Below are 22619 nucleotides of genomic sequence, written 5' to 3' on the forward strand. Positions count from 1 at the left end.
GGGCGACCGTAGTCAACGAGACGCGGCGCAGGGCGACCACGCGCCGCCACTACCCTTGCCGCATGGTCCGTATCGCGTACCAGGGGGAACCCGGCGCCAACTCGCACATCGTGTGCAAGCAGCAGTACCCCGACGCCGAGGCGGTCGCCTGCGCCTCCTTCGAGGACGTCTTCGCGGCCGTGGCCGGCGGCGACTGCGACCTCGCCCTGCTCCCGATCGACAACTCGATCGCCGGGCGGGTGGCCGACATCCACCACTTCCTGCCCGACTCGGGCCTGCACATCATCGCCGAGCACTTCCTGCGCATCCAGTTCCACCTGATGGTGGTCCCGGGCACGTCCACCGAGACGCTGCGGACCGTCCACAGCCACGTGCATGCGCTGGGCCAGTGCCGCAAGGTGATCCGCGAGCTCGGGCTGACCCCGATCATCTCCGGCGACACCGCCGGCGCCGCCCGCGAGATCGCCGAGGCCGGCGACCCCACCCAGGCCGCGATCGCCCCGCCGCTCGCCGCCGAGATCTACGGCCTGGAGATCCTGCGCGAGGACGTCGAGGACGAGGACCACAACACGACCCGGTTCGTGCTCCTCTCCCCCGACTACGTGATGGCCCCACAAGGCAACGGCCCGGTCGTCACCAGCTTCGTGTTCAACGTCCGCAACCTGCCCTCGGCGCTCTACAAGGCGCTCGGCGGGTTCGCCACCAACGGCATCAACATGACCAAGCTGGAGAGCTACATGGTCGGCGGCGAGTTCGCCGCCACCCAGTTCCTCGCCGAGGTCGACGGGCACCCCGACGACCCGGGCCTCAAGCGGGCGCTGGAGGAGCTGACCTTCTTCACCACCGACATCTTGGTGCTCGGGGTCTACCCGGCGGACCCGTTCCGGGGCTGAGGAGCGCCCGGACCGTCGTACGCCGGGATAACGCACGTGTCCCGGACACGTTGTGACAGGTGTCTCCCGCACCGGCGTCGGGCGCACTAGGGTCGGCGGTGACAGTCGGGGAGAGAGAAGGCACAGCGAAAGGGTCAGCATGGCAACGTTCTTCGAGCACTTCTCGCCTCAGGAGATCGCGCGGATCAGCGCGACCGGACGGCGGGTGAAGCTCCCCGAGGGCTGGTCGCCGATCTGGGAGGACACCCCGGCCGACAAGGCGTACGTCATCCTCGGCGGCACCGTCTCGGTCCGGCGCGACGGCGCCGAGATCGCCCAGCTCGGCGCGGGCGACATCGTCGGCGAGGCCGCGATCGTCGGCCAGAAGCTGCGCAACGCCACCATCGTGGCCCTCACGCCGCTCGACACGATCCACCTCACCGACGAGACCCTGCGCGAGCTCGACGCCGAGTGGCCCGCCTTCCACGACGCCCTCGTCGAGGTCGCCCAGTCGCGCCTCGGGAACGCCTGACCACACGTCGATGCGCACGCCCGACGACCCCGCCGCAGCCGACGGCGGGGTCGTCGGCGCGCTCGAGGAGCACCTCCTCGGCGAGGCGCCCTGGCTGACCCAGGAGCAGGTGGCCGAACGGGCCGGCGTACCCCTCGCGACCGCCAACGAGCTGTGGCACCTGCTCGGCTTCGCCCACGTCCCCGACGACGAGGCGGCCTTCACGACGGCCGACGTCCGCGCGCTGCAGCTGACCGACGACCTGATCCGGCTCGGGATCCTCAGCCAGGAGCGGCAAGACGGCCTGGTCCGCACCTGGGGGCGCAGCTTCGCCCGGCTCGCCGACTGGCAGGTCACGCTGCTGGCCGCGGTCGCGGCCGACGCCGGGGCCGACCCGACCGAGGGCCTGCTCGCCGTCTTCGACGAGGTGATGCCGCGCGTCGAGCAGCTGCAGTCCTACGTGTGGCGACGCCACCTGCTCAGCGCGAGCGCGCGGATGCTCGCCGAGTCGTCGTCGGGTACGTCGAGCACGCTCGCCGTCTGCTTCGTCGACATCGTCGGCTACACCTCCCGCTCGCGCACGCTCAGCGACCGGGAGCTGGTGACCTGGTTGGAGTCGTTCGAGTCGACCGTGCTCGGCCTGACCGTCGACCGCGGCGGGCGGATCATCAAGAACATCGGCGACGAGCTCCTCGTCGTGGCCGAGTCACCCGAGGCGATGGCCGACCTCGCGCTCGAGCTCACCCACCGCGGCGCGGACCCCGACGACCCGTTCCCCGCGGTCCGCGCCGGCATTGCGTACGGCGAGGTGGTGACCCGCCTCGGCGACGTGTTCGGCCCCGTCGTCAACATCGCCGCCCGACTCACCTCGGTGGCCCGCCCGAGCTCGGTGCTCGTCGACCTCGGCGCCTACGAGGCGCTCACCGGGCGCGAGGACGACGAGGCGGACGAGCACACCGGGACGTACCGGTTCCGGCGGCTGCGGCGAGTGTCGGTGAAGGGGTACTCGCGGCTCAAGGTCTGGGCGCTGCAGGAATCGCCTCTTCAGAGGTGAGACTTGCGCTTCTTGCCCTTTGCAACGGTCATGAAGCGCAGGGATCGCCTCTGAGGAGGCGATCCCTGCAACCCGGCTCAGCGGATCGTGACCTGGCGGTTGGCGAGGCCGTTGCGGGCCGAGCGCTGCTCGGTGGTGAGGTCGGAGCCGTCGGCGAGGGCGGCGTCGAGCTTGGTCTTGAACGCGGTGGCGGCGTCCTCGAGCGGCTCGGGGCCGGTGCCGACGGGCAGGTCCCAGACCGGGGCGAGCAGGCCGTGGGCGCGGAACATGCCGACGAACCGGGCGTCGGGGACGATGACGTCGTCGCCGGAGACGTGCAGCCGGGCGAGGGCGTCGAGCAGGGCGTCCTCGGGCTCGGGCATCACCCAGCGCAGGTGCTCCTTGGCGCCCATCCGGGTCCAGTACGCCGCGGTGACACCGGTCAGGCGCGCGGTGGGCGCGGCGGCACCCTCGGCCTGCTCGAGCGCCTGGGCGAGCTCGGAGCTGGCGTCCATGTCGGAGACCCAGTAGTCGAAGCCCTCGTGTACGTCGACCGCGAGCTCGTCACCCGCCACCAGGTCCTGCAGCCGCGGGCCGGGCCCGGGAGGCGCGGTGAGGCCGACCATGCCGGCGCCGGGCTCGGCGGCGAGCGCCTCGAGCAGCACGGCGCCGAGGTCGCGGGCCGGGTCGCCGAAGTTGTGCTGGACCTGCAGGCCGAGCCAGACCTCGCCGCTGTCGCGGACCAGGGCGGGGGCCGCCATCGGGAGCAGCGTGCAGAGCCGGACCACGCGGTCGGCGTACTCGCCCGCGAGGGGCAGCGGGGCGGTCGCGGCGGGGACCAGCTCGCGCAGCGCGACGATGTCGCACTCCGAGGCCAAGCCTTCGAAGGGCCGCTTGACGAAGACCTGGCCGCCGCCGGGCGCGCCGTGGCACGCCTTGTAGCGCTTGCCCGAACCGCAGGGGCAGGGCTGCCGGGGACCGACCTCGCCCGCAGGGGTCTCGGCAGCGGTCTTGGTGCGGTTCTTCTTCGCCATGCGCGGAAACCTACTCGGCAGGGCCGAACCGCTGCTCCAGCAGGTCGATCATGAACCGCGGCCGGTCGCTGATCACGGCCTTCACCCCGAGGTCGAGGCAGCGGTCGAGGTCCTTGTCCTCGTTGACCGTCCACACGTGGACGTCGCGTCCCGACCGGGCGATCGACTCACCGACCCGCGGATGCTCGCGCAGCATCTTGATCCCCGGGCCGACGATCCAGTCCCGGCCGATCACCCGGCGCAGCATCGGCCAGTAGTTCGCCTTGTCGAGCAGCTGCACCAGCTGGATCTCCGGCGCGAGCCGCTCGACTCGCTGCAGCGCCGTGAACGAGAAGCTCATCACCCGCACCGGCGCCCCCGCCCGGTCCCAGCCGAAGTCGCGGAGCATGTCGACCAGGCGCTTCTCGACCAGGCCGCCGTACCGGGTCGGGTGCTTGGTCTCGATCGCCATCTCCACCGGTCGGTCGTAGTCGGCGACGGTCTCCAGCAGCTTGCGCAGGGTGAGCACGCCACGCAGGCTCTCGTCCTCCTCGGGCGCCTCGTCGTCGAGGTCGGCCCACGGGTTCTTCCACGCGGCGAAGTCGAGCTCGGAGAGGTCCGCGAGCTCCATGGTGGACACGAAGCCCTTGGTGGCGGCGGTACGACGCAGGTCGCGGTCGTGGACGCACACCAGGTGCCCGTCGGCGGTGAGCCGGACGTCGCACTCGAGGCCGTCGGCCCCGCTGTCGAGGGCCTCGAGGTAGGCGCCCAGGGTGTGCTCGGCGAGCTCGTGACTGGCGCCGCGGTGGGCGACCACCTGGGGTCGGACGGTGGGCACAGGTCGATTGTGGCAGGTGTCAGGGTCGAGTTCGGGGTCGGACCGGGGTCGTTCCCCGATGTGTCGCGGCAGCCGGCCAGGCACCGTTGAGGCATGAGCAACTACGACAGCTACTCCAGTCCCCAGAACCCCGCCTCGCCCCGACGGCTGACCCGCCGCGAGCACGACAAGATGATCGGCGGCGTGTGCTCCGGTGTCGCCGCGCACCTCAACGTCGACGTCACCGTGGTCCGGCTGCTGATGGTCGCCGCGACCGTCTTCACCGGCGGCGCCGCGCTGCTGGTGTACCTCGCCGGCTGGTGGCTGATGCCGCGCGGCTGACACCCTGGCCCGGTGACCGACCTCGTCTCCCGACTCCGTGCGGCGGGCTGCGTGTTCGCCGAGGAGGAGGCCGAGGTGCTGACCGCCGCGGCCACGTCGCCGGCACACCTCGAGGAGATGGTCGTGCGCCGGGTGGCCGGCGAGCCCCTCGAGTACGTCGTCGGCTGGGTCGCCTTCGACGGCGGCCGGGTCGCGGTGGAGCCGGGCGTGTTCGTCCCGCGCCAGCGCACGGCGTACCTTGTCGAGCTGGCCGCGCCGCTCCTCGCCGCCGGCGACACGGTGCTCGACCTGTGCTGCGGGAGTGGCGCGCTCGGGCTCGCGCTGGCCCGCCGGGTGCCGGGCGTGCTGGTGCATGCCTCCGACATCGACCCCGTGGCCGTCGCCTGCGCGGCCCGCAACCTGGCGTCCGTCGGCGGGTCGGCGGTCGTGGGCGACCTGGCCGCGGCCCTGCCTCCGTCCCTGCACGGGACCGCGGCCGTGATCGTGGCGAACGTGCCCTACGTGCCGAGCGCCGCGGTTGCGCTGATGCCGCCCGAGTCCCGGGACCACGAGCCCCGCGGCACCGTCGACGGCGGCCTCGACGGCCTCGACCTGCTTCGCCGGGTGGCCGCGCTCGCCGCCACCTGGCTGCGGCCCGGCGGGACGCTGTTCTCCGAGGTGTCGCGGGACCAGGCGCCGGCCGCCGCGGCCGCCTTCACGCGGGCCGGCCTGCTCGCGAGTGTCCACCACGACGACGAGCGCGAGGCGAGCGCCGTCAGCGCGGTGCTGCCCCGGTAGCGGCCTCGGCCCGGGCGTCAGCCGTCGAGGAAGCGCGGCGCCAACGCGGCGCCGACGCCGGTGAGGTGCTCGACCAGCTCGGCCGCGTCGACCTCGACCAGTCCGGACTGCCAGGCCAGCACGGTCTCGACGAAGCCGCCGATGCCGAGCAGCACGCTGACCCGCAGGCCGGTCTCGTCGGCGTCGGGCCGCAGGTAGGGCCGGGCCAGGCCGATGAGCAGGTCGACCGCCATCTGGATCGTCTCGCGGCGACGCTGCTCGAGGACCGCGCTGCCGGCATGGTCGCCGAAGATGATCTGGGCGCGCTGCGGCTCGTCGCCGATGTGGTGGACGACGGCGGACAGGGCGGCGCGCAGCTGGACCAGCGGGTCGTCGTCGGCGTGCGGCTCGATGCTGGCCAGCAGCATCGCCAGCGTCTCGTCACGGACCTGGTCCCACAGCGCGGCGAGGAGCGCGTCGCGGTCGGCGAAGCTCTCGTAGAAGTAGCGGTCGGTCAGGCCCGCGCGAGCGCACACCCCGCGCATGGTGACCGCGGCCCAGCCGCTCTCCTGCCAGATCTCCAGCGCCGCGGCGACCAGTGCCGCGCGGCGCTCGGCGCCGCGCTGCTCGGCCGACTTGCCGCCGTACCGGCGTCGGGGGGACCGGGCTGCTGCTTCCACCCGGACATCTTGACGGCGGGTGCCCTCAGAATGCAATGTGAAGGCATGCGCCTTCAGAAAGTGGGCTCCGCGCGAGGCTCGGCGCGCAGCCGCGTCGCGGCGGCCGTCACCGCCCGCACCCTGCGCCCGCTCACCGCGGTCGTCCCGCTCAACCGCGCCGGCATCCGCTTCTCCCGCGGCCTGGTCGCCGGCGGCCTCGCCGTGTGCGGGCCACCACTGCGCGGCAGCCGGGTCGTGCGGGTCGCGCGAGCGACGACCGCGACACCGGCCTCGCGCGGCGAGTGGGTCCGCGGCCCCGGTGCCGAGCGGGACGACGCCGTCGTGCTCTACGTCCACGGCAGCGCGTACACGATCTGCTCCTCGCGCACCCACCGCGGCCTGACCTCACGCCTGTCGGCGCGCACCGGCCTGCCGGTGTTCGCCTGCGACTACCGGCTGGCGCCCTCGCACCGCTTCCCCAGCGCGGCCGACGACGTGCGGGCCGCGTACGAGTGGCTGCTCGGGGAGGGCCACGACCCGGCCCGGATCGTGCTCGCCGGAGACTCCGCCGGCGGCCACCTCGCCGTCGACCTGGCACTCGAGCTGATCCGGGAGGGCCGGCCCTCGCCGGCCGCACTCGTCGCGCTCTCCCCCGTCCTCGACCTCTCGATGTCGCTGGCCGCGGCCCGTGAGCGGATGCGCCCCGACCCGATGATCTCGGCGTCCAAGGCGGCCCGGATGCTCGACCTGTACGTCGCCGGGCACGACCCGCGGGCCGCCCGGCTCTCCTTCACCTTCGACGGCGCCGACCGGTTCCCGCCGACTCTGATCCAGGCCGGCGGCCGCGAGATGCTCGCCGCCGACGCGATCGAGCTGGCCCGCGGCCTGTCCTCGAGCGGCGCCGAGTGCCGGCTCGAGGTGTGGCCGGACCAGATGCATGTGTTCCAGGCCCTGCCGCGGATCGTCCCCGAGGCCGACCGGGCTCTCGACGTCGCGGCCGCGTTCATCGACGAGCAGCTCGAGATCCAGCGCCGACGCGACGCACTGACCCTGGTCCACCCGGCGAAGGAGGCCTGAACGATGGCACGACGGACGACGGACGCCGACGCGGTCGTCACCGGGGCCGGCAGCGGCATCGGCCGGGCGTTCGCCCGCGAGCTGGCCCGGCGTGGAGGGCGCGTGGTCTGCGCCGACCTCGACGAGACCACGGCGAAGGAGACAGCCGCCTCCATCGAGGCGACCGGCGGCCGGGCGCTCGCCGTGACCTGCGACGTCGCCGACGTCGCGCAGGTCCAGGGCCTGCACGACACCGCGCTCGACTGGTTCGACGCCGCGCCCCGGCTGGTCGTCAACAACGCCGGCATCGGTGCCGGCGGCAAGGTCGTCGGAGACGCCCCGCTCGCAGACTGGCAGCGCACGCTCGGCGTGAACCTGTGGGGGGTCATCCACGGCTGCCATGTCTTCACCCCGACCCTGCGCACGGCCGGACGCGGCGGCATCGTCAACGTCGCCTCCGCCGCGGGCTTCACGGCCGCACCGCGGATGGGCGCCTACAACGTCAGCAAGGCCGGGGTGGTCAGCCTGTCCGAGACGCTCGCCGCGGAGCTGGCCGGCACCGGCGTCGCGGTCACCGTCTTGTGCCCCACCTTCGTGAGGACCAGCATCTTCGACGGCGACCTGATCGATCCGAACGCCGCGAGCCTGGCCCGCCGGATCGCCGAGCTGGCCGGCTTCTCCGCCGAGCGGGCCGCCCGCACGACCCTCGACGCCCACGACAAGGGCCGGCTGTACGTCGTCCCCCAGCTCGACGCCCAGCTGCTGTGGCGCGCCAAGCGCCTGCTTCCCGCCCCCTACACCCGCGTGGCCGGCCTGCTCGGCCGGTTCGCCCCCGACGAGGAAGGTGCTCGACGATGACCGCCACCGACACGAAGTACGACTTCGACGCGATGCTCCAGACCATCAAGGACAAGCAGTGGTCGCTCGCCGACATCGACTGGGACGCCCCCGGCGCCGAGCTCGTCACCGACGAGGTCCGCGCGAAGATGAAGCCGTTCCTGGCCGACCTGGTGTGGATCGAGCACGTCGGCGCCCGCGGCTTCGCGTCGTTGGCGAAGAAGGCTCCGACGCCCACGATCCAGCGGATCTACGAGTACTTCCACGCCGAGGAGCAGAAGCACGCCAACGCCGAGCTGGCGCTGATGAAGCGCTGGGGCATGCTGGATGCGGACGGCACACCGCCCGAGCCGAACATCAACGTCAAGCTCGCGATCAAGGTGCTCGACGACTACGGCGACACGCTGCCGCTGACCGGACTGGCCACGCTGATCCCGCTGCTGGAGTGCGCGCTCGACGGCGCGCTGGTGAAGTTCCTGCTCGACGAGGTGCATGACCCGGTCTGCCACGAGGTCTTCCGGCACATCAACTCCGACGAGGCGCGCCACATCACCGTCGACTTCCAGGTGCTCGAGCTGATCGGCGCCGGCCCGCTGCACAAGCTGCTGATCGAGTCCCTCGCGCTGCTGCAGCCGCAGGTGATCATCGGGCTGATCGTCGTGTTCACGCCGCTGATCAACAAGATGCGCGACAACATCGTGGCGATGGGCCTGCCCGAGCAGAAGCTCTACAACGCGGTGAAGAGGTTCGCCACGATCGGCTCGCGCGGTGCGCACACGGCCCGCATCCCGGCGTACCACGTGCTCAAGGCGCAGGCCGCGATGGTCGTGGACCGCACCTCGCCGTACCACCGCCTGCTCGCCGACCCGATGGTCAAGCTCACCTCGTTCGTCCCGGCGAAGGTGCTCGGCAGGCCGCAGGCCTGGGTGGACGAGCTGACCCACGAGCCGGTCGCCTCGTGAGTGGGTACGACGGCGAGCTGCTCCGCGGCGCACAGTGGCGCGGGCGCGCCTTCACCGGCCAGTCCGTCGCGGTGATCGCTCCCGGTCGCGAAGCGGCGGTGATCGTGCCCGAGCTGGTCCGCACCGCGCGTGCGGTGAAGGTGTTCCAGGAGGAGCCGGACTGGCTGTTGCCGGTGCCGCTCCCGCTCCCCCGCGCGCTGGCCCGGCCTGCCGCACGGCTCCACCTGCGGCTACGCGTCCGCGACCCGTGGACCCGGCGCCGGCTCACCCCCGACGCCCGCTTCAACCGGCACCGGCCGCGGGTCGACGGCCGCTACTACGCCGCGCTCCAGGAGCCCCACTGCACCCTGATCTCCTGGCCGGTCTACGCGCTCGTGCCCGGCGGGGTCCGCAGCGTGGAGGGCATCGAGCACCACGTCGACTGCATCATCCTCGGCACCGCCGCCGCCCACCGAGAGGACCTCTGCGCATGAGCCCGACCCCCGACCTGCTCGCCCAGCCCGACCACGAGGTGGTCATCGTCGGCGGCGGCTTCTCCGGCATCGGCGCCGCGATCCTGCTGTCCCGCGCGGGCTTCGAGGACTACCTGCTGCTCGAGGCGGGCGACGGCCTCGGCGGCGCCTGGCACTGGAACACCTATCCCGGCGTCGCGGTCGACATCCCGTCGTTCAGCTACCAGTTCTCCTTCGAGCAGGTCGCCGGCTGGTCGCGGGTCTACGCGCCCGGACGCGAGCTGAAGGCGTACGCCGAGCACTGCGCCGACAGGTACGACGTCCGGCGGCGCACCCGGCTGCGGACCGCCGTCACCGCCGCCACGTTCGACGACGAGGCACACCTGTGGCGCCTCGACGTGGCCGGCGGCGAGCCGATCACCGCACGCCACGTCATCGGCGCCACTGGCGTGCTCACCCAGCCCAAGCTCCCCGACATCGACGGGCTGGCCGACTTCGCCGGCACCGTGATGCACACCGCGCGCTGGGACCACACCGTCGACCTGACCGGGAAGCGGGTGGCGGTGATCGGCACCGGAGCGTCCGCCGTCCAGGCGATCCCCCACGTCGCGGAGCAGGCCGCGCACCTCACCGTCTTCCAGCGCACGCCGATCTGGTGCCTGCCCAAGCCGGACGCGCCCCTGCCCGGCGTCGCCCGGGCCGCGCTGCGCGCCGTTCCCGGCGCCCGCCGGGCGACCCGGCTGGCGAGCCAGGCGTTCGTCGAGGCGACCTTCCCGGTGGCGGCGCACTTCGCCGGCCTGGTGCCGGTCGCGGCGGTGGGCGAGCGGATCGGGCACGCCTACCTGCGCCAGGCCGTGCGCGACCCTGGGGTGCGGGCGGCGCTGACGCCGGCGTACGCGCTGGGCTGCAAGCGGCCGAGCTTCTCCAACGCCTACCTGCCCACCTTCAACCGCGCGAACGTGACCCTGGAGACGGCCGCCATCGCGACCGTGACCGCGACCGGCGTCCGGACCGCCGACGGCGTCGAGCACGCGGTCGACGTGCTGGTGCTGGCGACCGGCTTCAAGGTGTTCGAGAAGGGCAACATGCCGCCGTTCACCGTGCGCGGCGCCGGCGGGCTCGACCTGGAGAAGTGGTGGGAGGAGAACCGCTTCCAGGCCTACCAGGGCGTGAGCGTGCCGGGCTTCCCGAACTTCTTCACGATCCTCGGCCCGTACGGATACAACGGCTCGTCCTACTTCAACCTGATCGAGACCCAGAGCGCCCACATCGTCCGCGCGCTGCGCCGGGCCCGGAAGGTCGGCGCCACCCGGGTCGAGGTGACCCCGGAGGCCAACGCGGCCTATCTCGCGAGCGCGCTGGGCCGCCGCCGCCACCAGGTGTTCTTCCAGGAGTCGTGCGCGCTGGCCAACAGCTACTACTTCGACGCGCACGGCGACGTGCCGTTCCGGCCGGCGACGACGCTGGAGACGATGTGGACGGCGCGGCGCTACCCGCTCGACGCCTACGCGTTCAGCGGCTGAGCGCGAGCTCCTCGCCCTCCCAGCGCCGGCGCAGCCACCGGTCGTGGGTGGCCACGACGACCGTGCCGGGGCTGGCTCCGATCGCCTCCTCGAGCTCGGCGACGAGCGCGAGCGAGAGGTGGTTGGTGGGCTCGTCGAGCAGCAGCAGGTCGGGCTCGGTGGCGACGGCGATCGCCAGGGCCAGCCGGCGGCGTTGCCCCACCGACAGCAGCACGACCGGCTGGGTGGACACACGCGGGTGGAGCAGGCCGAGGCTGCGCAGCGGCCGCCGGGCGGCGAGGTCCGGACCGACCGCGGCGTCGTAGGTCGCCTGCGCGCCGGCCGTGAGGTCCGCGAACACCGGGTCCTGGGTGAGCTCGGCGACCCGTTGGGCACCGACCTGCACCACCCCGGTGGTCGGCGCGACCCGGCCCGAGAGCACCCCGAGCAGGGTCGACTTGCCGGTGCCGTTGGCGCCGGTGACCAGCAGGTGGCCGCCGCCGTCGAGATCGAGGACGGGCAGCCGCAGCCGGCCGTCGACGACGAGGTCGCGGACCGTGACCGCCCGGCCACCGCCGGCGGCCGCGGTCAGGCCGGTCGTGAGCCGCAGCGGGGCGGGCGGCTTGCGGACCTGGGTGCGCTCGGCCTCCTCCAGCCGGCGCTCGGCGTCGCGCTTGCGTCGCGCGAGCGCGCGGTCGACGTTCGCGCCCTTGAAGGCATGGATGAACTTGTCGTTGTCGCGCGGCCCGCGGCCGGGCGCGACCGCGCTCTTGTCGATCCGCGCCGCCTCGCGCAGCCGATCGAGCTCCTCCTGCTGGGCGGCGAAGGTCTCCTCCCACCGGCGCCGCGCGGCGGCCCGCGCCTCGGCGTACGCCGTCCACCCGCCGCCGTACCTGCGCCCGCCGCGTCCGTCGGTGCCCATCCCGACCGGGTCGAGGTCGACCAGGTCGGTGCAGACCTCGTCGAGCAGCACCCGGTCGTGGCTGGTGAGCACGACGACACCGGGCAGGTCGCGCAGGAACGCGACCAGCAGCCCGACCGCGTCGTCGTCGAGGTGGTTGGTCGGCTCGTCGAGCAGCAGGCACTGGGGCCGCCGGGTCATCAGCGTCGCCAGCGCGAGCCGGGTCCGCTGGCCGCCCGACAGGCTCCCGACGCGGCGGTCCCGCGCGAGATGGTCGAGGCCGAGCTGCTCGGCCGCCAGCAGCGCGCGGCGGTCGGCGTCCCAGGCGTCGTGGGCGAGCGCCAGGTCGAGCGCCGCGGCGTACTCCTCGGCGACCGCCGGGTCGTCGAGGCGGTCGGCCAGCCGCTCGACCGCGGCCACCGCCTCGCGCAGCGGCCGCAGGGCCGTGGCCAGCACGTCGGCCACGGTGTCGTCGTCGCCGAACGGCGGCTCCTGCGTGAGGAAGGCCAGGTCGGCGGGCCGCTGGATCGTGCCGCTGACCTGGGCGGTCGTCGGCAGGTCCCCGATCACGGCGCGCAGCAGCGTGGACTTCCCCGCGCCGTTCTCCCCGATCAGGCCGATCCGGCGGCCGGGCTGGGCGAGCAGGTCGATCCCGTCGAGGACGGTCTGCCGCCCGAAGGCGATCGTGAGGTCGCGGACGACGAGCGGGGCGAGCGAGGCGGTGGCGGGTGCTGACATGGCTGATCCGATCGGTGACGGGGTCGGACTCGCCGGGCACTGGTCGGTGGACTCAGGGACGGCCGCGGGCGCGAGTCGGGTCAGGCGAGGATCAGCATGATGGGTCGAGCGTACGTGGCGGGTGGGCACGGACGCGACCGATTTACGACGGGAGACGCCGCGCTTCAGGCTCAGAGCCCGTCGAGGATCCGGGCCCGGGTGGCGTCGTACTCCTCCCGGCTGACCAGGTCGCGCCGGAGCAGGTCGTCGAGCTCGGCGAGGCGCTCGGCGGGGGGCTTGGCGTCCGGGGGCGGGAAGGCGTTGCTGGCGGCGAGAGGGCTGATCGGCTCGGCGGCGTCCCAGTCGAGCTCCCACTCCTGCGACTCGGGGTCGACGAGGACCGGCAGGTCGCCGGTGTAGAGCAGTGGCATCCGGACGTCGGAGACGACGGTGCGGCTCTCGACCTCGAACGGCGCCAGGTCCTCGCCGTGGATCCGCATTCGCAGCTTGAGCAGCGGCTGGTCGTTGATCCGCACATTGGTCGGGTCGAAGGAGAGCACCTGGGCGCGGGCGGGGCGGCCTGTGCTGCGCAGCCGGTAGAGCTTCCGCGCGGAGCGGTAGCGCCCACGACCGATGAGGACCCCGATGACCAGGTCCAGCACGGTGATGCCGAGGCCGGTCGGCAGCAGCCAGCCGGCCTCGGGCTGGTCGCCCATGACCAGGCCCATGACCAGGAAGATCGGGCCGACGACGCCGCACACCAGCAAGAACAGGACGGGCGGCAGCATGCTGCGGAGCAGGGACGGCGGTCGCGGCACGTCCCGGGGGGCGGCGGTCATGGCGACAGCGTAGGGCGCTGCCGCCGGCGCCGGGTGCTACTCGGGGCCCTCACCGGCCCCGACGTGCTGGGCGAGGTACTGCTGCACGCCGACCCGGCTGATCGCGTCGAGCTGGCTCTCGAACCAGTCGGCGTGCTTCTCCTCGTCGCGGACCATGTCCTCGAACACCGCGGCGGTGCCGTGGTCGCCGAGCTCGTGGCACTCCTTGGCGCCGGCGTTGAACTGGGCGACCGCCGCGCGCTCGCTGGCGAGCGCGAGGTCGAGCATCTCCTCGGCGCTCTCGCCCACCTGGATGGCGTTCAGCCGCTGGACGTTGGGATGGCCGTCGAACATCAGGATCCGGTTGATCAGGTCGTCGGCGTCGCGCATCTCGTCGATGGAGAGGTCGTAGAAGACCTTCCCGAGCCTGGGCAGCCCCCAGTTGTCGAGCATCCGGGCATGCAGGAAGTAGGTGTTGGTGACGGTGAGCTCGAAAGTCAGCGCCTCGTTGAGGAGCTCGACGACACGGGGATCGACTGGCTGCACGACGCACCTCCGGCGATGGGGACCCTTCTCGCCGATGCTGGCACACCACCCCCGTGGTGAGGCCAGACTCAGAACCCGATCAGCTCGCGGCGCCGCCGGCGCGCAGGTGGGCGCATTCCTGCTCGTGGTGCTGCTGCACCAGCGCCTTCACCGAGAAGATGCAGGACCCGCAGTCCTGGGCCGCGCCCGTCGACCGGCACACGGCGCCGACCGTCCGCGCGCCCTCGGCCAGGGCGGCGTCGACCTCACGGTCCGTGACGACGCGGCACTGGCAGACGATCATGTCGTATAGGTTAGCCGAACCTAACCCTGAGATCGAAGATAGCGTCCGAAATGCGGGACCGTGAACGCGATCCGGCCCCGCTCTCCGGAGTAGATCAGCCCCTTCTTGAGCAGCGAGTCCCGCGCCGGCGAGAGCGACTGCGGCTTCTTGCCGAGCACGGTCGCGACGTCGGCGGTGGCGACCGAGCCGACCGGGTCCTCCACGCCGTCCTCGGCCGCGGTGACGGCGGCGTCGGCCATCGCGCGCAGGTAGTCACGCTCGGCCGGGGTGGCCCGCTCGTAGCGGGAGCCGAAGAAGCCGACCGCGAGCTCGGTCTCGGCCTCCGGGCCGGCGACCGCGACATCCTCGGCGGTGATCGGGCTGCGCGGGGCGAGGTCCCACACCGAGCGGCCGTAGGCCTGGATGAAGTACGGGTAGCCGCGCGTGGCGTCGTACATCGCGGACAGGGCCTCGGCCGTGAACTCGGCGTCCTCCTCGGCGGCGGGCGCGACGAGCGCGCGGTCGGCGGCGTCGCGGGAGAGCCGGTCGATGCGCTGGTAGGAGAAGAGCCGCTCGGAGTACGACTTGCTCGCCGACAGCACGGCGGGCAGGTGCGGGAGGCCGGCGCCGACGACGATCACCGGCAGGCCGTTCTGGCTGAGCTCGTGGCAGGCGGCGCAGAGCGCGGACACGTCGTCGGCGCCGAGGTCCTGCATCTCGTCGACGAACACCGCGACGCCCTTGCCGACGTCGGCCGCGAGCCCGCCGACGTCGGTGAGCAGCTCGACCAGGTCGATCTCGACGTCACCCGAGTCGGCCCGGCCGCGCACGACGGGCGCGTCGATGCCGGGCGACCACCGCTCGCGCAGCTTGGCATCGGCGCCCGCCTCGCGCTGGGCGAAGGAGCGGATCACGCCGAGCACGTGGTCGGCCTCCGCCGGCTCGGGGTGCCCGAGCTCGCGGACGGCCTGGTGCAGCGCGGACGACAGCGGTCGTCGCAGCGACTGGTCGGGACGCGCCTCCAGCTTGCCGGTGCCCCACCCCTTGCGGACCGCGGCCGAGCGCAGCGCGTTGAGCAGGACGGTCTTGCCGACCCCGCGCAGGCCGGTGAGCACCAGCGAGCGCTCCGGGCGGCCGCGCGCGACCCGCTCCAGGACGACGTCGAAGGCCCGCAGCTGCTCGTCGCGACCGGCCAGCTCGGGCGGACGCTGCCCGGCACCGGGCGCGTACGGATTGCGGATCGGGTCCATGATCCGACACTATCGGGCTCTCTAGCAGATTTCCTAGATTGGTCGTGGGAAACGCTGATCAGTGCCGCCCTCGCGAGCGTCTGCAACGCGGCCGGCGTGCGTGCCTCGCGGCGCGCAGCACGCGGGATTGAGCAGCGTGTCCGATCGTCGGCCCGGCCCGGTGGCTCAGTCGTCGCTCGGCCGGACCCGCTCCTCCTCGACCGCGGAGATCTCCGCGGTCTCGCCCTCGACCCAGCCGTCGCCGGCGGGCAGCTCGCCGAGCGGCAGGTAGCGCTCCTCGGCGTCCGAGGACCCGCCGAGGACGCGGGTCCACTGGACCAGGACGACGGCCGAGGCGTCCTGGTCGCGCTGGTCTCCCGCCGGCGCGGGGGAACCGGGTGCCCCGGCCACGGCCGGGAGGCCGGAGCCGACGCAGAGAGCCGCCACGAGGGCGAGCAGACCTTGGGCGAGGTGCCTGCTGTGCATGGGAGGACCCTTCTGGAACGCGGTGGACAGGCTCCCGAGCGGCGCCGACGACCTGACAACACCGAGCTCCGGCGCAAGGTGACGCCACCCGGCCGGAAAGGGGACGAAGTCCCGGATCCCGCAGCTCCGTCGAGCGGACGTCCACGGATCCGGGCTTAGGCTTGGGCCGTGCCCGAGCTGCCCGAGGTCGAAGCCCTGGCCCTCGACCTGCGAGGCCGGCTGGAGGGGCGCGCCATCACCCGCGTCCACATCGCCGCGTTCAGCGCGCTCAAGACCTACGACCCGGCGCTGTCCGCGATCGAGGGCAGCCTGGTCGACGACGTACGACGCCACGGCAAGTTCCTCGACGTCGAGGCCAGCGGCCTGCACCTCGTCCTTCATCTGGCCCGCGCCGGCTGGGTGCGCTGGAAGGACGAGGTCCCAGCAGCGCCGCCGCGCCCCAGCACCAAGTCCACGTGGCGGTGCGGGTCGTGCTCGACGAGCGCGACGGCCGCACGCCGGGCCTCGACATCACCGAGGCCGGCACCAAGAAGTCGCTGGCCCTCTACCTGGTCCGCGACCCGCTCGACGTCCCCGGCATCGCCAGCCTCGGCCCGGACCCCCTCACCGACGACTTCACACCCGAGCGGCTCGCGGCGATCCTCACCGAGGCGGGACGCAAGCAGCTCAAGGGCGTGCTGCGTCACCAGGGCACCATCGCCGGCATCGGCAACGCCTACTCCGACGAGATCCTGCACGCCGCGCGGATGTCGCCGTTCAAGCCCGCCGACAGCCTGTCCGACGACGAGCTGGCGACGCTGTACGCCGCCGTGCGCGACACCCTCGGCGACGCGGTCGAGCGCTCCCGGGGCCTGGCCGCGAGCGAGCTCAAGAAGGAGAAGAAGTCGAACCTCGCGGTGCATGGCCAAACCGGCAAGCCGTGCCCGGTGTGCGGGGACATCGTGCGGGAGGTGTCCTTCGCCGACTCGAGCCTGCAGTACTGCCCCACCTGCCAGACCGGCGGCAAGCCGCTCGCGGACCGCCGGATGAGCAAGCTGCTCAAGTAGCGCCGCCGCCGGCCGATCGGGTCCTCATGGGCACTACCCCCGTGCGCGCGGCACGCCGCGCGGTCCTGTCCGGCGCCGCCGCCGGGCTGGGAGCGGTGCTGGCCCGGCCCGCGGGCGCCGAGGCCGCGGCGGACGTGCGCGGCTTCCCGGCCACCCCGGTCCCCGACGCCGAGACCTGGCACGGCATCCGCCGGTTCACGGCCGGCTACACACCCGCCCTGCGCACGCAGATCGCCGAGGCGGGCGGCTTCGCCGCGTGGTTCGCGGGCCAGCTCGACGGCTCGTACGACGACGCCTGGTACCACGAGACCTCCCGGTGGTGGCTCTCGATCAACGCCGACGACGCCACCGTGTGGCAGCGCGACCGCGCCGGCGTCGAGTCGCTGTGGTGGGCCGACGCGAACTACCAGAGCTGGGCGATGGTGCGGCGGTACGGCTCGCAGCGGCAGGTCCTGGAGACCATGGCCGAGCTGTGGGAGCACCACCTGCACGTCCCGGCGCAGGGCGAGGCCGGCCCGTTCCGCGCGGCGTACGGCAAGGCGATCCGCACGCATGCGCTCGGCCGGTTCGCCGACCTGCTGGAGGCGGCGATCACCCACCCCGCGATGAGCGTCTACCTCGGCAACGCGAACTCCCACAAGGCCGCTCCCAACGAGAACCTCGGCCGTGAGCTGCTCGAGCTGCACACCGTCGGCGTCGGGCAGTACGACGAGGCGGACGTGAAGAGCTCGGCCCGGCTGCTGACCGGGTTCAAGGTGGGTGTGTGGACCACCTGGGCCACCTCCTACGACCCGAGCGCGCACTGGACCGGGCCGGTCCAGATCATGGGGTTCAGCCACCCCAACAGCGACCCCGACGGGCGCGCCGCCCTGTCGGCGTACCTGCGCCACCTGGCGCGGCACCCGGCCACCGCGCGCCGGATCGCGCGCCGGATCGCGGTCCGGTTCGTCTCCGACACCCCGTCCGACCGTCTGGTCGACGACCTGGCCGCGGTCTACCTCGCCGAGGACACCGACATCACCGCGGTGCTGCGGGCGCTGATCACGTCCGCGGAGTACCGGGCGGCCGCCGATGCCAAGGTGCGCACCCCAACGGAGGACGTGGTCGCGACGTACCGCGCCCTCGGCGTCCGACTCACCGGTGGCCCGACCGGCGTCGCCGACCAGTCGGCGGCCAACACGATGCTGTGGCAGGCCCAGCGGATCGGGGCCAAGCCGTTCGACTGGCCGCGCCCGGACGGCCGGCCCGACACCGCCCTGGCCTGGTCGTCCACGTCGCGCTTCCTCGCCTCGCTGGACGTCCACTACACGATGAGCGGCGGCTGGTGGCCCGTCGAGGGCGTGCAGTACCGCGCGCCGCTCTCCTGGCTGCCCGCCGCGGCGCCCGCGCCCGCCGGCACCCCGGCCGCCGAGAACGAGGCGCTGGTCGTCGGGCGCCCGAAGAAGGGCAAGAAGAAGAAAAAGAAGAAACGGAGAAAGAAGAAGGCCAAGAAGGCCAAGAAGCAGCCGGCCCCGCCGCCTGTGCCGACACCGGCGCCGACACCGACACCGGAGGTGCCCGCCGCGCCGGAGCCGACCCCGACCGTCGCCAGCATCCGCTTCGACGAGCTCGTCGACCACCTCTGCCGCACCCTGCACGGCCGGCCGGTCGAGGCGACCATGCTCCGGGCGGCGTGCGACGCGGCCGGCTGCGCACCGAGCGATGTCATCACGCCCCAGCACCGGATCGTGGCCTGGGAGCTGCCGCGGCTGCTCACCGTCCTGCTCGACTCGCCCCTGCACATGACCCGGTGAGGTGCCGATGACCTCCTCATTCGCCTGCGACGAGTTCGCGACGCTCAGCCGCCGCGGGCTGTTCCGCGGCCTGGCCGCCACGACGGCGGCGGTGACGACCACCACCGCGGTCGGTGGGGCGTTCATGTCGACGTCGTACGCCGCCACGCCGAGCGCCCCGGCCGTGCTGGTGGTGCTCTCGATGCGCGGCGCCGTCGACGGGATGAGCCTGGTGGTCCCCCACGCCGACCCGGTCTACTACGCGGCGCGCCCGCGGATCGCCGTACCGTCGAGTCGACTGCTGGCCAAGGACGCCTTCTTCGGTCTGCACCCCGACCTGGCGCCACTGCTGCCGTGGTGGAACGCCGGCACGATGGCGGCCGTCCACGCGACCGGCCTCCCGGCCCCGAACCGCTCGCACTTCGCGGCGATCGAGGCCGTCGAGGATGCCGACCCGGGCTCGTCGGAGCGGGTCGGCTGGCTGAACCGGCTGATCGGCCGAGACGCCGAGGACAGCCCGCTGCAGGCGGTGCAGCTCGGCGACTCCGTGCTCCCGGCCGCACTGCTCGGTCCCCAGCCCGCGGTCGCCGTCGACCGGGTCGACTCGATGACGCTCGCCGGCGCGGACCGTTGGGACACGCAGGGCCGGCGGCCGCGGTCGATGACGACGATGTGGGCGGACGCGCCCGGTCCGCTGGGGGCGGGCGCCCGGTCCGCGATGCGGGCGATCGCCGACTTCGCGCCGGTCCGGGACTCGTCGGCGACGCCCGCGAACGGCGCGGTCTACCCCGACGGCGACCTCGGCGAGAGCCTGGCCTCGGCCGCGCGCACCATCCGCGGCGACATCGGGGCCGAGGTGATCACCATCGACACCGGGAGCTGGGACCACCACGTCGACCTCGGCACCCTGGAGTGGGGCCAGCTGCAACGGATGACCAAGGAGCTCGCCGGCGCGCTGGCGGCCTTCCTCACCGACCTCGGGCCGTTGATGTCGAAGGTCACCGTCGTGACACTCTCGGAGTTCGGCCGGCGTACCAGGGAGAACGCGAACTACGGACTCGACCACGGCTACGGCAACGTGATGTTCCTGCTCGGCGCCGGCGTCAAGGGCGGCTACCGCGGTCACTGGCCGGGCCTGGTCGACACCGTCGACGGCGACCTGCTGGTCACCACCGACTACCGCAGCGTGCTCTCCGAGGTGGTGGTCAGCCGGCTCGGGGCGTCCTCGGCGCAGGTGTTCCCCGGCTTCCAGCCCGAGGGCGTCGGCGTCATGCGGGCACCCTGAGCGCCGGTACGACGACCCGGGCCCGGACCCGCCTCGGCAACTGCACCAGCACCACCGCGCCGAGGACCAGCAGTCCGCCCAGCCACTGCGGCGCGGTCAGCGTCTCGCCGAACACCACGGCCGCGCTGAGCACCGTGACGACCGGCTCGAGGATGGAGAGGATCGCGGCGGTCGACGGGCCGACCCTGGCGAGGCCGGCGAAGAACAGCAGGACCGAGGCGACGGTGCTGACCAGCACGAGGACGATCAGCCAGCCCCAGCCGGCGGCACCGAAGCCGAGGTCCGGAAGGCCCCGCACGGAGTCGACGGCGAGCAGTGCGCCGGTGGCGCCGGTGCAGACCAGTGCGGCGAGCGCGACCGGCGGGGTGCCGGCGGTGACCCGGTCCCCGATCACGATGTAGCCGGTGTAGGTGGCGGCCGCGCCGAGCGAGAGCAGGACGCCGAGGGCGAGGTCGAGCAGTCCGCCCCCGGGCTGCGACTGCACCAGTACGACCTCGTCATCGGCGACGAGTACGGCGACCAGCCGCGCCTGATCCATGCCGACCTGCGCCGCGAGCGACTGCTGCGCGAGCGGCTGCACCGCCGGCGCCGGCGCGTTGCTTCCCGACCTCGCGCTCGACGGACGCGACACCGGGGCCGTCGTACGCCCGCTCGCCGAGGGCCCGCTCGGCCGGGAGGTGTTCCTGCTGACCCGGCCGGCCCGCACGCCCGCGGTCGAGGCCGTGGCGACGGCGCTGCACGCGGCGACACCGCCTGGCGCGACCTCTCGTGTCCCGTCGACACTAGTGTGGAGCCATGATCCCTGAGGTCGAGATCGACGGCGTCCCGTACCCGCTCCCCGAGGGCCTGGTGGTGCTCGACGTCCGCGAGGCCGACGAGTGGGCAGCCGGCCACATCGAGGGCGCGGTCCACATCCCGCTGATGGAGCTGCCCGCCCGGCTGGGCGAGTTCGTGGAGCTCGAGGCCCCGCAGACGCTGGTGGTCTGCAAGGGCGGCGGCCGCTCGGCGCGCGCGGTGGCCTACCTCGCCCAGCAGGGCTACGACGTGGTCAACCTCGTCGACGGCATGCTCGGCTGGGAGCGGGCCGGCCGGCCGATGAGCGCCGACGGCGATCAGCCGCCCCAGGTCGTCTGACCGTCCGGCCCGCTGACGACGACGGCCCCGCCGACCAGGTCGGCGGGGCCGTCGTGCGCCGGTCAGGCGCGGGTCACTGCGTGGGCAGGTCCGAGAGCAGGCTCTCGAGCTCCTCCGGGTCGGTCGGTAGGTCCGAGAGCAGGCTCTTGAGGTCCTCCGGCGAGGTCGGGAGGTCCGACGGCAGGTCCGTCGGGAGGCCCGTCGGGACGTCGGTCGGCAGGTCGGTCGGCAGGTCGGTCGACGAGTCGTCCGAGCCACTCGAGCCGCTGCCGGTCGACTCCGCGCACGTCTCGGACTGGTACTTGGTGAACGCCTCGACCTTCTTCTGGTCGTCCTTCGAGATCAGGTCGTCCTCGAACGCACTCTGGTCCTCGGCCTCGAAGCCCTTCTTGACGGTGTCGCCGTCGAGGTCCTTGAAGGTGTCGATCTGGATCTCGAAGCCCTCGCGAGCGTCGTCCGGGATGTCCTTCGGCGTCCCGACCTCCTCGGCCTTCTCGGCCTGCTCCTTGAACAGGTCGGCGATCTTGTCGTAGTCCTTGTCCTCGATCGCCTTCAGGAAGTCGGTGTCACCGAGGCTGTCGTTGGCCGCGGCGCAGAAGTCCTTGACGGAGGCGTCGCTCGGCGCGCCGCCACCACAGGCGGTGAGCGAGAGAGCGAGGAGGACGACGGCACCGGCGGAGGCCAGCGGGCGCTTCATGAGCGTCATGGTGTTCCTTTCATGGAGGCGGCGTCAGCCGCCGAAATGGTCGGGGGGATGGAGCACCTCGGCGCGCCCCCGGGGGGGCACGTGTACGCGGTCACCCTGCCCCACCGGACTCAGACTATTCACAGGTGTGGCGAACAGCAGGTTGCGGTCCCGTGACCGGCGTGGTGTCAGCGCGCCCAGAGTGCGGCGGTCGGGACGGCGAGCAGGCCCTCCAGCGCGGCGAGGTAGGACGGCCGCGGGATCTCCCGCACCCCCAGGCTCGCGAGATGGCGGGTGGCCCACTGCACGTCGATCAGCCGGTTGCCCGCGGCCCCGGCGGCGTCCGAGCGGAGTCCCTCGACGAGCCCGATCAGTGCGACCTTGGAAGCGTCGGTGACGTGGTGGAACATCGACTCGCCGGCGAACAGGCCGCCGATCGCGACCCCGTACAGGCCCCCGGCCAGGCGCCCGTCCCGCCACGCCTCGACCGAGTGGGCCCACCCGAGGCGGTGCAGGTCGCCGTACGCACGGGCGATCCGGGCGTCGATCCAGCCGTGCGGGCGACGTGGGTCGGCGCAGGCCTCGACCACCTCATCGAAGGCGGTGTCGACGCGGATCTCGAAGTCGCGCGCCGAGCGGCGCAGCGATCGGGACACCCGCAGCTCGTCGAGCTGCAGGACGCCGCGGTACGCCGGGCTCCACCAGCCGATCGCGCGCCCCTCGGGCATGGGGAACAGCCCGCACCGGTACGCCGCCAGCAGGGTCCCCGGCGCGAGGTCCGCCCCGACCGCCACCAGGTCGCTCCCGTCGTGGGTGCCGTCCCCGTCGTCCTCGTACTCCTCGTCGGGATCGTCGAGCACCGGCAGCGCGGCCAGGTCCGCACGGCTCGGGAACACCCAGGGGCTGGGCTCGGGCTCGACGGGCAC

At 73.1% G+C, this 22619-nt stretch carries 26 protein-coding genes and 1 pseudogene; 15 read left to right on the forward strand and 12 right to left on the reverse strand.

The genetic code is table 11. The annotated features are described in order from the left end of the window. The first annotated feature begins 62 nt into the window (after nt 1-62). The 3 genes from ACUP6Y_RS22845 to ACUP6Y_RS22855 all read left to right on the forward strand — a co-directional run bounded on the left by ACUP6Y_RS22845 (nt 63) and on the right by ACUP6Y_RS22855 (nt 2437). Nucleotides 63-893, forward strand: coding sequence for a prephenate dehydratase (locus tag ACUP6Y_RS22845; protein WP_462553272.1), 831 nt, complete (start codon nt 63-65; stop codon nt 891-893). 139 nt (nt 894-1032) lie between these two features. Then, nucleotides 1033-1404, forward strand: coding sequence for a Crp/Fnr family transcriptional regulator (locus ACUP6Y_RS22850; protein ID WP_462553273.1), 372 nt, complete (start codon nt 1033-1035; stop codon nt 1402-1404). A gap of 10 nt (nt 1405-1414) precedes the next feature. Next, entirely contained in the window at nt 1415-2437 is a 1023-nt protein-coding gene (locus ACUP6Y_RS22855) for an adenylate/guanylate cyclase domain-containing protein (RefSeq protein WP_462553274.1), read from the forward strand. Between the two features lie 77 nt (nt 2438-2514). Here the strand turns inward: ACUP6Y_RS22855 and ACUP6Y_RS22860 are convergent, their stop codons facing one another. Both ACUP6Y_RS22860 and ACUP6Y_RS22865 read right to left on the reverse strand, forming a co-directional pair. Further along, nucleotides 2515-3450, reverse strand: a complete 936-nt coding sequence (locus tag ACUP6Y_RS22860; RefSeq protein ID WP_462553275.1) for a DUF5926 family protein — start codon at nt 3448-3450, stop codon at nt 2515-2517. Nucleotides 3451-3460: 10 nt separating this feature from the next. Continuing rightward, entirely contained in the window at nt 3461-4267 is an 807-nt protein-coding gene (locus ACUP6Y_RS22865; protein ID WP_462553276.1) for a glycerophosphodiester phosphodiesterase family protein, read from the reverse strand. Nucleotides 4268-4360: 93 nt separating this feature from the next. Here ACUP6Y_RS22865 and ACUP6Y_RS22870 point away from each other — a divergent pair, with 93 nt between their 5' ends. Beyond that, nucleotides 4361-4588, forward strand: a complete 228-nt coding sequence (locus ACUP6Y_RS22870) for a PspC domain-containing protein (protein WP_462553278.1) — start codon at nt 4361-4363, stop codon at nt 4586-4588. A 12-nt stretch (nt 4589-4600) separates the two neighbouring features. Continuing rightward, the gene (locus ACUP6Y_RS22875) at nt 4601-5365 is read left to right on the forward strand and encodes a putative protein N(5)-glutamine methyltransferase (protein ID WP_462553279.1); all 765 of its coding nucleotides are present in this window, start codon (nt 4601-4603) and stop codon (nt 5363-5365) included. A gap of 17 nt (nt 5366-5382) precedes the next feature. Here ACUP6Y_RS22875 and ACUP6Y_RS22880 read toward each other — a convergent pair whose 3' ends face one another. Next, a complete protein-coding gene (locus tag ACUP6Y_RS22880) occupies nt 5383-6024 on the reverse strand; it encodes a TetR/AcrR family transcriptional regulator (RefSeq protein ID WP_462553280.1) in 642 nt (213 codons plus the stop codon). 45 nt (nt 6025-6069) lie between these two features. On the opposite strand from ACUP6Y_RS22880, the gene ACUP6Y_RS22885 reads away from it, so the two are divergent. The 5 genes from ACUP6Y_RS22885 to ACUP6Y_RS22905 are packed head-to-tail and all read left to right on the forward strand — an operon-like array spanning nt 6070 to nt 10833. Next, on the forward strand, nt 6070-7080 hold the full coding sequence (locus tag ACUP6Y_RS22885; protein ID WP_462553281.1) for an alpha/beta hydrolase: 1011 nt from the start codon (nt 6070-6072) through the stop codon (nt 7078-7080). A 3-nt stretch (nt 7081-7083) separates the two neighbouring features. Further along, complete coding sequence (locus tag ACUP6Y_RS22890; RefSeq protein WP_462553282.1) at nt 7084-7917, forward strand: SDR family NAD(P)-dependent oxidoreductase; 834 nt, start codon at nt 7084-7086, stop codon at nt 7915-7917. Then, on the forward strand, nt 7914-8858 hold the full coding sequence (locus tag ACUP6Y_RS22895) for a ferritin-like domain-containing protein (RefSeq protein ID WP_462553283.1): 945 nt from the start codon (nt 7914-7916) through the stop codon (nt 8856-8858). The genes ACUP6Y_RS22890 and ACUP6Y_RS22895 overlap by 4 nt, the downstream gene beginning before the upstream one ends. Next, a complete protein-coding gene (locus tag ACUP6Y_RS22900; RefSeq protein WP_462553284.1) occupies nt 8855-9331 on the forward strand; it encodes a hypothetical protein in 477 nt (158 codons plus the stop codon). The genes ACUP6Y_RS22895 and ACUP6Y_RS22900 overlap by 4 nt, the downstream gene beginning before the upstream one ends. Continuing rightward, a complete protein-coding gene (locus tag ACUP6Y_RS22905; RefSeq protein WP_462553285.1) occupies nt 9328-10833 on the forward strand; it encodes a flavin-containing monooxygenase in 1506 nt (501 codons plus the stop codon). Before ACUP6Y_RS22900 ends, ACUP6Y_RS22905 begins: the two co-directional genes overlap by 4 nt. On the opposite strand, the gene ACUP6Y_RS22910 is transcribed toward ACUP6Y_RS22905, so the two are convergent. The 6 genes from ACUP6Y_RS22910 to ACUP6Y_RS22935 all read right to left on the reverse strand — a co-directional run bounded on the left by ACUP6Y_RS22910 (nt 10823) and on the right by ACUP6Y_RS22935 (nt 15771). Then, nucleotides 10823-12451 (reverse strand): ATP-binding cassette domain-containing protein, encoded by a 1629-nt coding sequence (locus ACUP6Y_RS22910; RefSeq protein ID WP_462553286.1) that lies wholly within the window; start codon nt 12449-12451, stop codon nt 10823-10825. The two genes, ACUP6Y_RS22905 and ACUP6Y_RS22910, sit on opposite strands and share 11 nt — an antisense overlap. A 170-nt stretch (nt 12452-12621) precedes the next feature. Further along, nucleotides 12622-13269, reverse strand: coding sequence for a hypothetical protein (locus tag ACUP6Y_RS22915; RefSeq protein WP_462553287.1), 648 nt, complete (start codon nt 13267-13269; stop codon nt 12622-12624). A 36-nt stretch (nt 13270-13305) separates the two neighbouring features. Continuing rightward, nucleotides 13306-13794, reverse strand: a complete 489-nt coding sequence (gene bfr, locus ACUP6Y_RS22920) for a bacterioferritin (RefSeq protein WP_462553288.1) — start codon at nt 13792-13794, stop codon at nt 13306-13308. Nucleotides 13795-13873: 79 nt separating this feature from the next. Next, nucleotides 13874-14077: a (2Fe-2S)-binding protein gene (locus ACUP6Y_RS22925; RefSeq protein ID WP_462553289.1), complete on the reverse strand. Its 204-nt coding sequence runs from the start codon at nt 14075-14077 to the stop codon at nt 13874-13876. Nucleotides 14078-14097: 20 nt separating this feature from the next. After that, on the reverse strand, nt 14098-15306 hold the full coding sequence (locus ACUP6Y_RS22930; RefSeq protein ID WP_462553290.1) for an ATP-binding protein: 1209 nt from the start codon (nt 15304-15306) through the stop codon (nt 14098-14100). 165 nt (nt 15307-15471) lie between these two features. Continuing rightward, the gene (locus ACUP6Y_RS22935) at nt 15472-15771 is read right to left on the reverse strand and encodes a hypothetical protein (protein WP_462553291.1); all 300 of its coding nucleotides are present in this window, start codon (nt 15769-15771) and stop codon (nt 15472-15474) included. Between the two features lie 168 nt (nt 15772-15939). Here ACUP6Y_RS22935 and ACUP6Y_RS22940 point away from each other — a divergent pair. From ACUP6Y_RS22940 to ACUP6Y_RS22955, 4 genes and pseudogenes are all read left to right on the forward strand, one after another. Further along, nucleotides 15940-16170 (forward strand): annotated as a pseudogene (locus tag ACUP6Y_RS22940) (DNA-formamidopyrimidine glycosylase family protein); the annotation flags it as partial. A 56-nt stretch (nt 16171-16226) separates the two neighbouring features. Next, entirely contained in the window at nt 16227-16817 is a 591-nt protein-coding gene (locus ACUP6Y_RS22945) for a zinc finger domain-containing protein (protein WP_462553292.1), read from the forward strand. Nucleotides 16818-16843: 26 nt separating this feature from the next. After that, entirely contained in the window at nt 16844-18610 is a 1767-nt protein-coding gene (locus ACUP6Y_RS22950) for a DUF1800 family protein (RefSeq protein ID WP_462553293.1), read from the forward strand. 7 nt (nt 18611-18617) lie between these two features. Continuing rightward, complete coding sequence (locus ACUP6Y_RS22955) at nt 18618-19874, forward strand: DUF1501 domain-containing protein (RefSeq protein ID WP_462553294.1); 1257 nt, start codon at nt 18618-18620, stop codon at nt 19872-19874. On the opposite strand, the gene ACUP6Y_RS22960 is transcribed toward ACUP6Y_RS22955, so the two are convergent. Next, complete coding sequence (locus ACUP6Y_RS22960; RefSeq protein WP_462553295.1) at nt 19858-20505, reverse strand: EamA family transporter; 648 nt, start codon at nt 20503-20505, stop codon at nt 19858-19860. The two genes, ACUP6Y_RS22955 and ACUP6Y_RS22960, sit on opposite strands and share 17 nt — an antisense overlap. A 164-nt stretch (nt 20506-20669) precedes the next feature. On the opposite strand from ACUP6Y_RS22960, the gene ACUP6Y_RS22965 reads away from it, so the two are divergent. After that, entirely contained in the window at nt 20670-21008 is a 339-nt protein-coding gene (locus ACUP6Y_RS22965) for a rhodanese-like domain-containing protein (RefSeq protein ID WP_462553296.1), read from the forward strand. 73 nt (nt 21009-21081) lie between these two features. On the opposite strand, the gene ACUP6Y_RS22970 is transcribed toward ACUP6Y_RS22965, so the two are convergent. Together ACUP6Y_RS22970 and aat are read right to left on the reverse strand one after the other, a co-directional pair. Beyond that, entirely contained in the window at nt 21082-21705 is a 624-nt protein-coding gene (locus tag ACUP6Y_RS22970; RefSeq protein WP_462553297.1) for a hypothetical protein, read from the reverse strand. Between the two features lie 176 nt (nt 21706-21881). Next, complete coding sequence (gene aat, locus ACUP6Y_RS22975; RefSeq protein ID WP_462553298.1) at nt 21882-22619, reverse strand: leucyl/phenylalanyl-tRNA--protein transferase; 738 nt, start codon at nt 22617-22619, stop codon at nt 21882-21884.

The sequence above is a fragment of the Nocardioides sp. S5-5 genome (genome assembly GCF_054954065.1).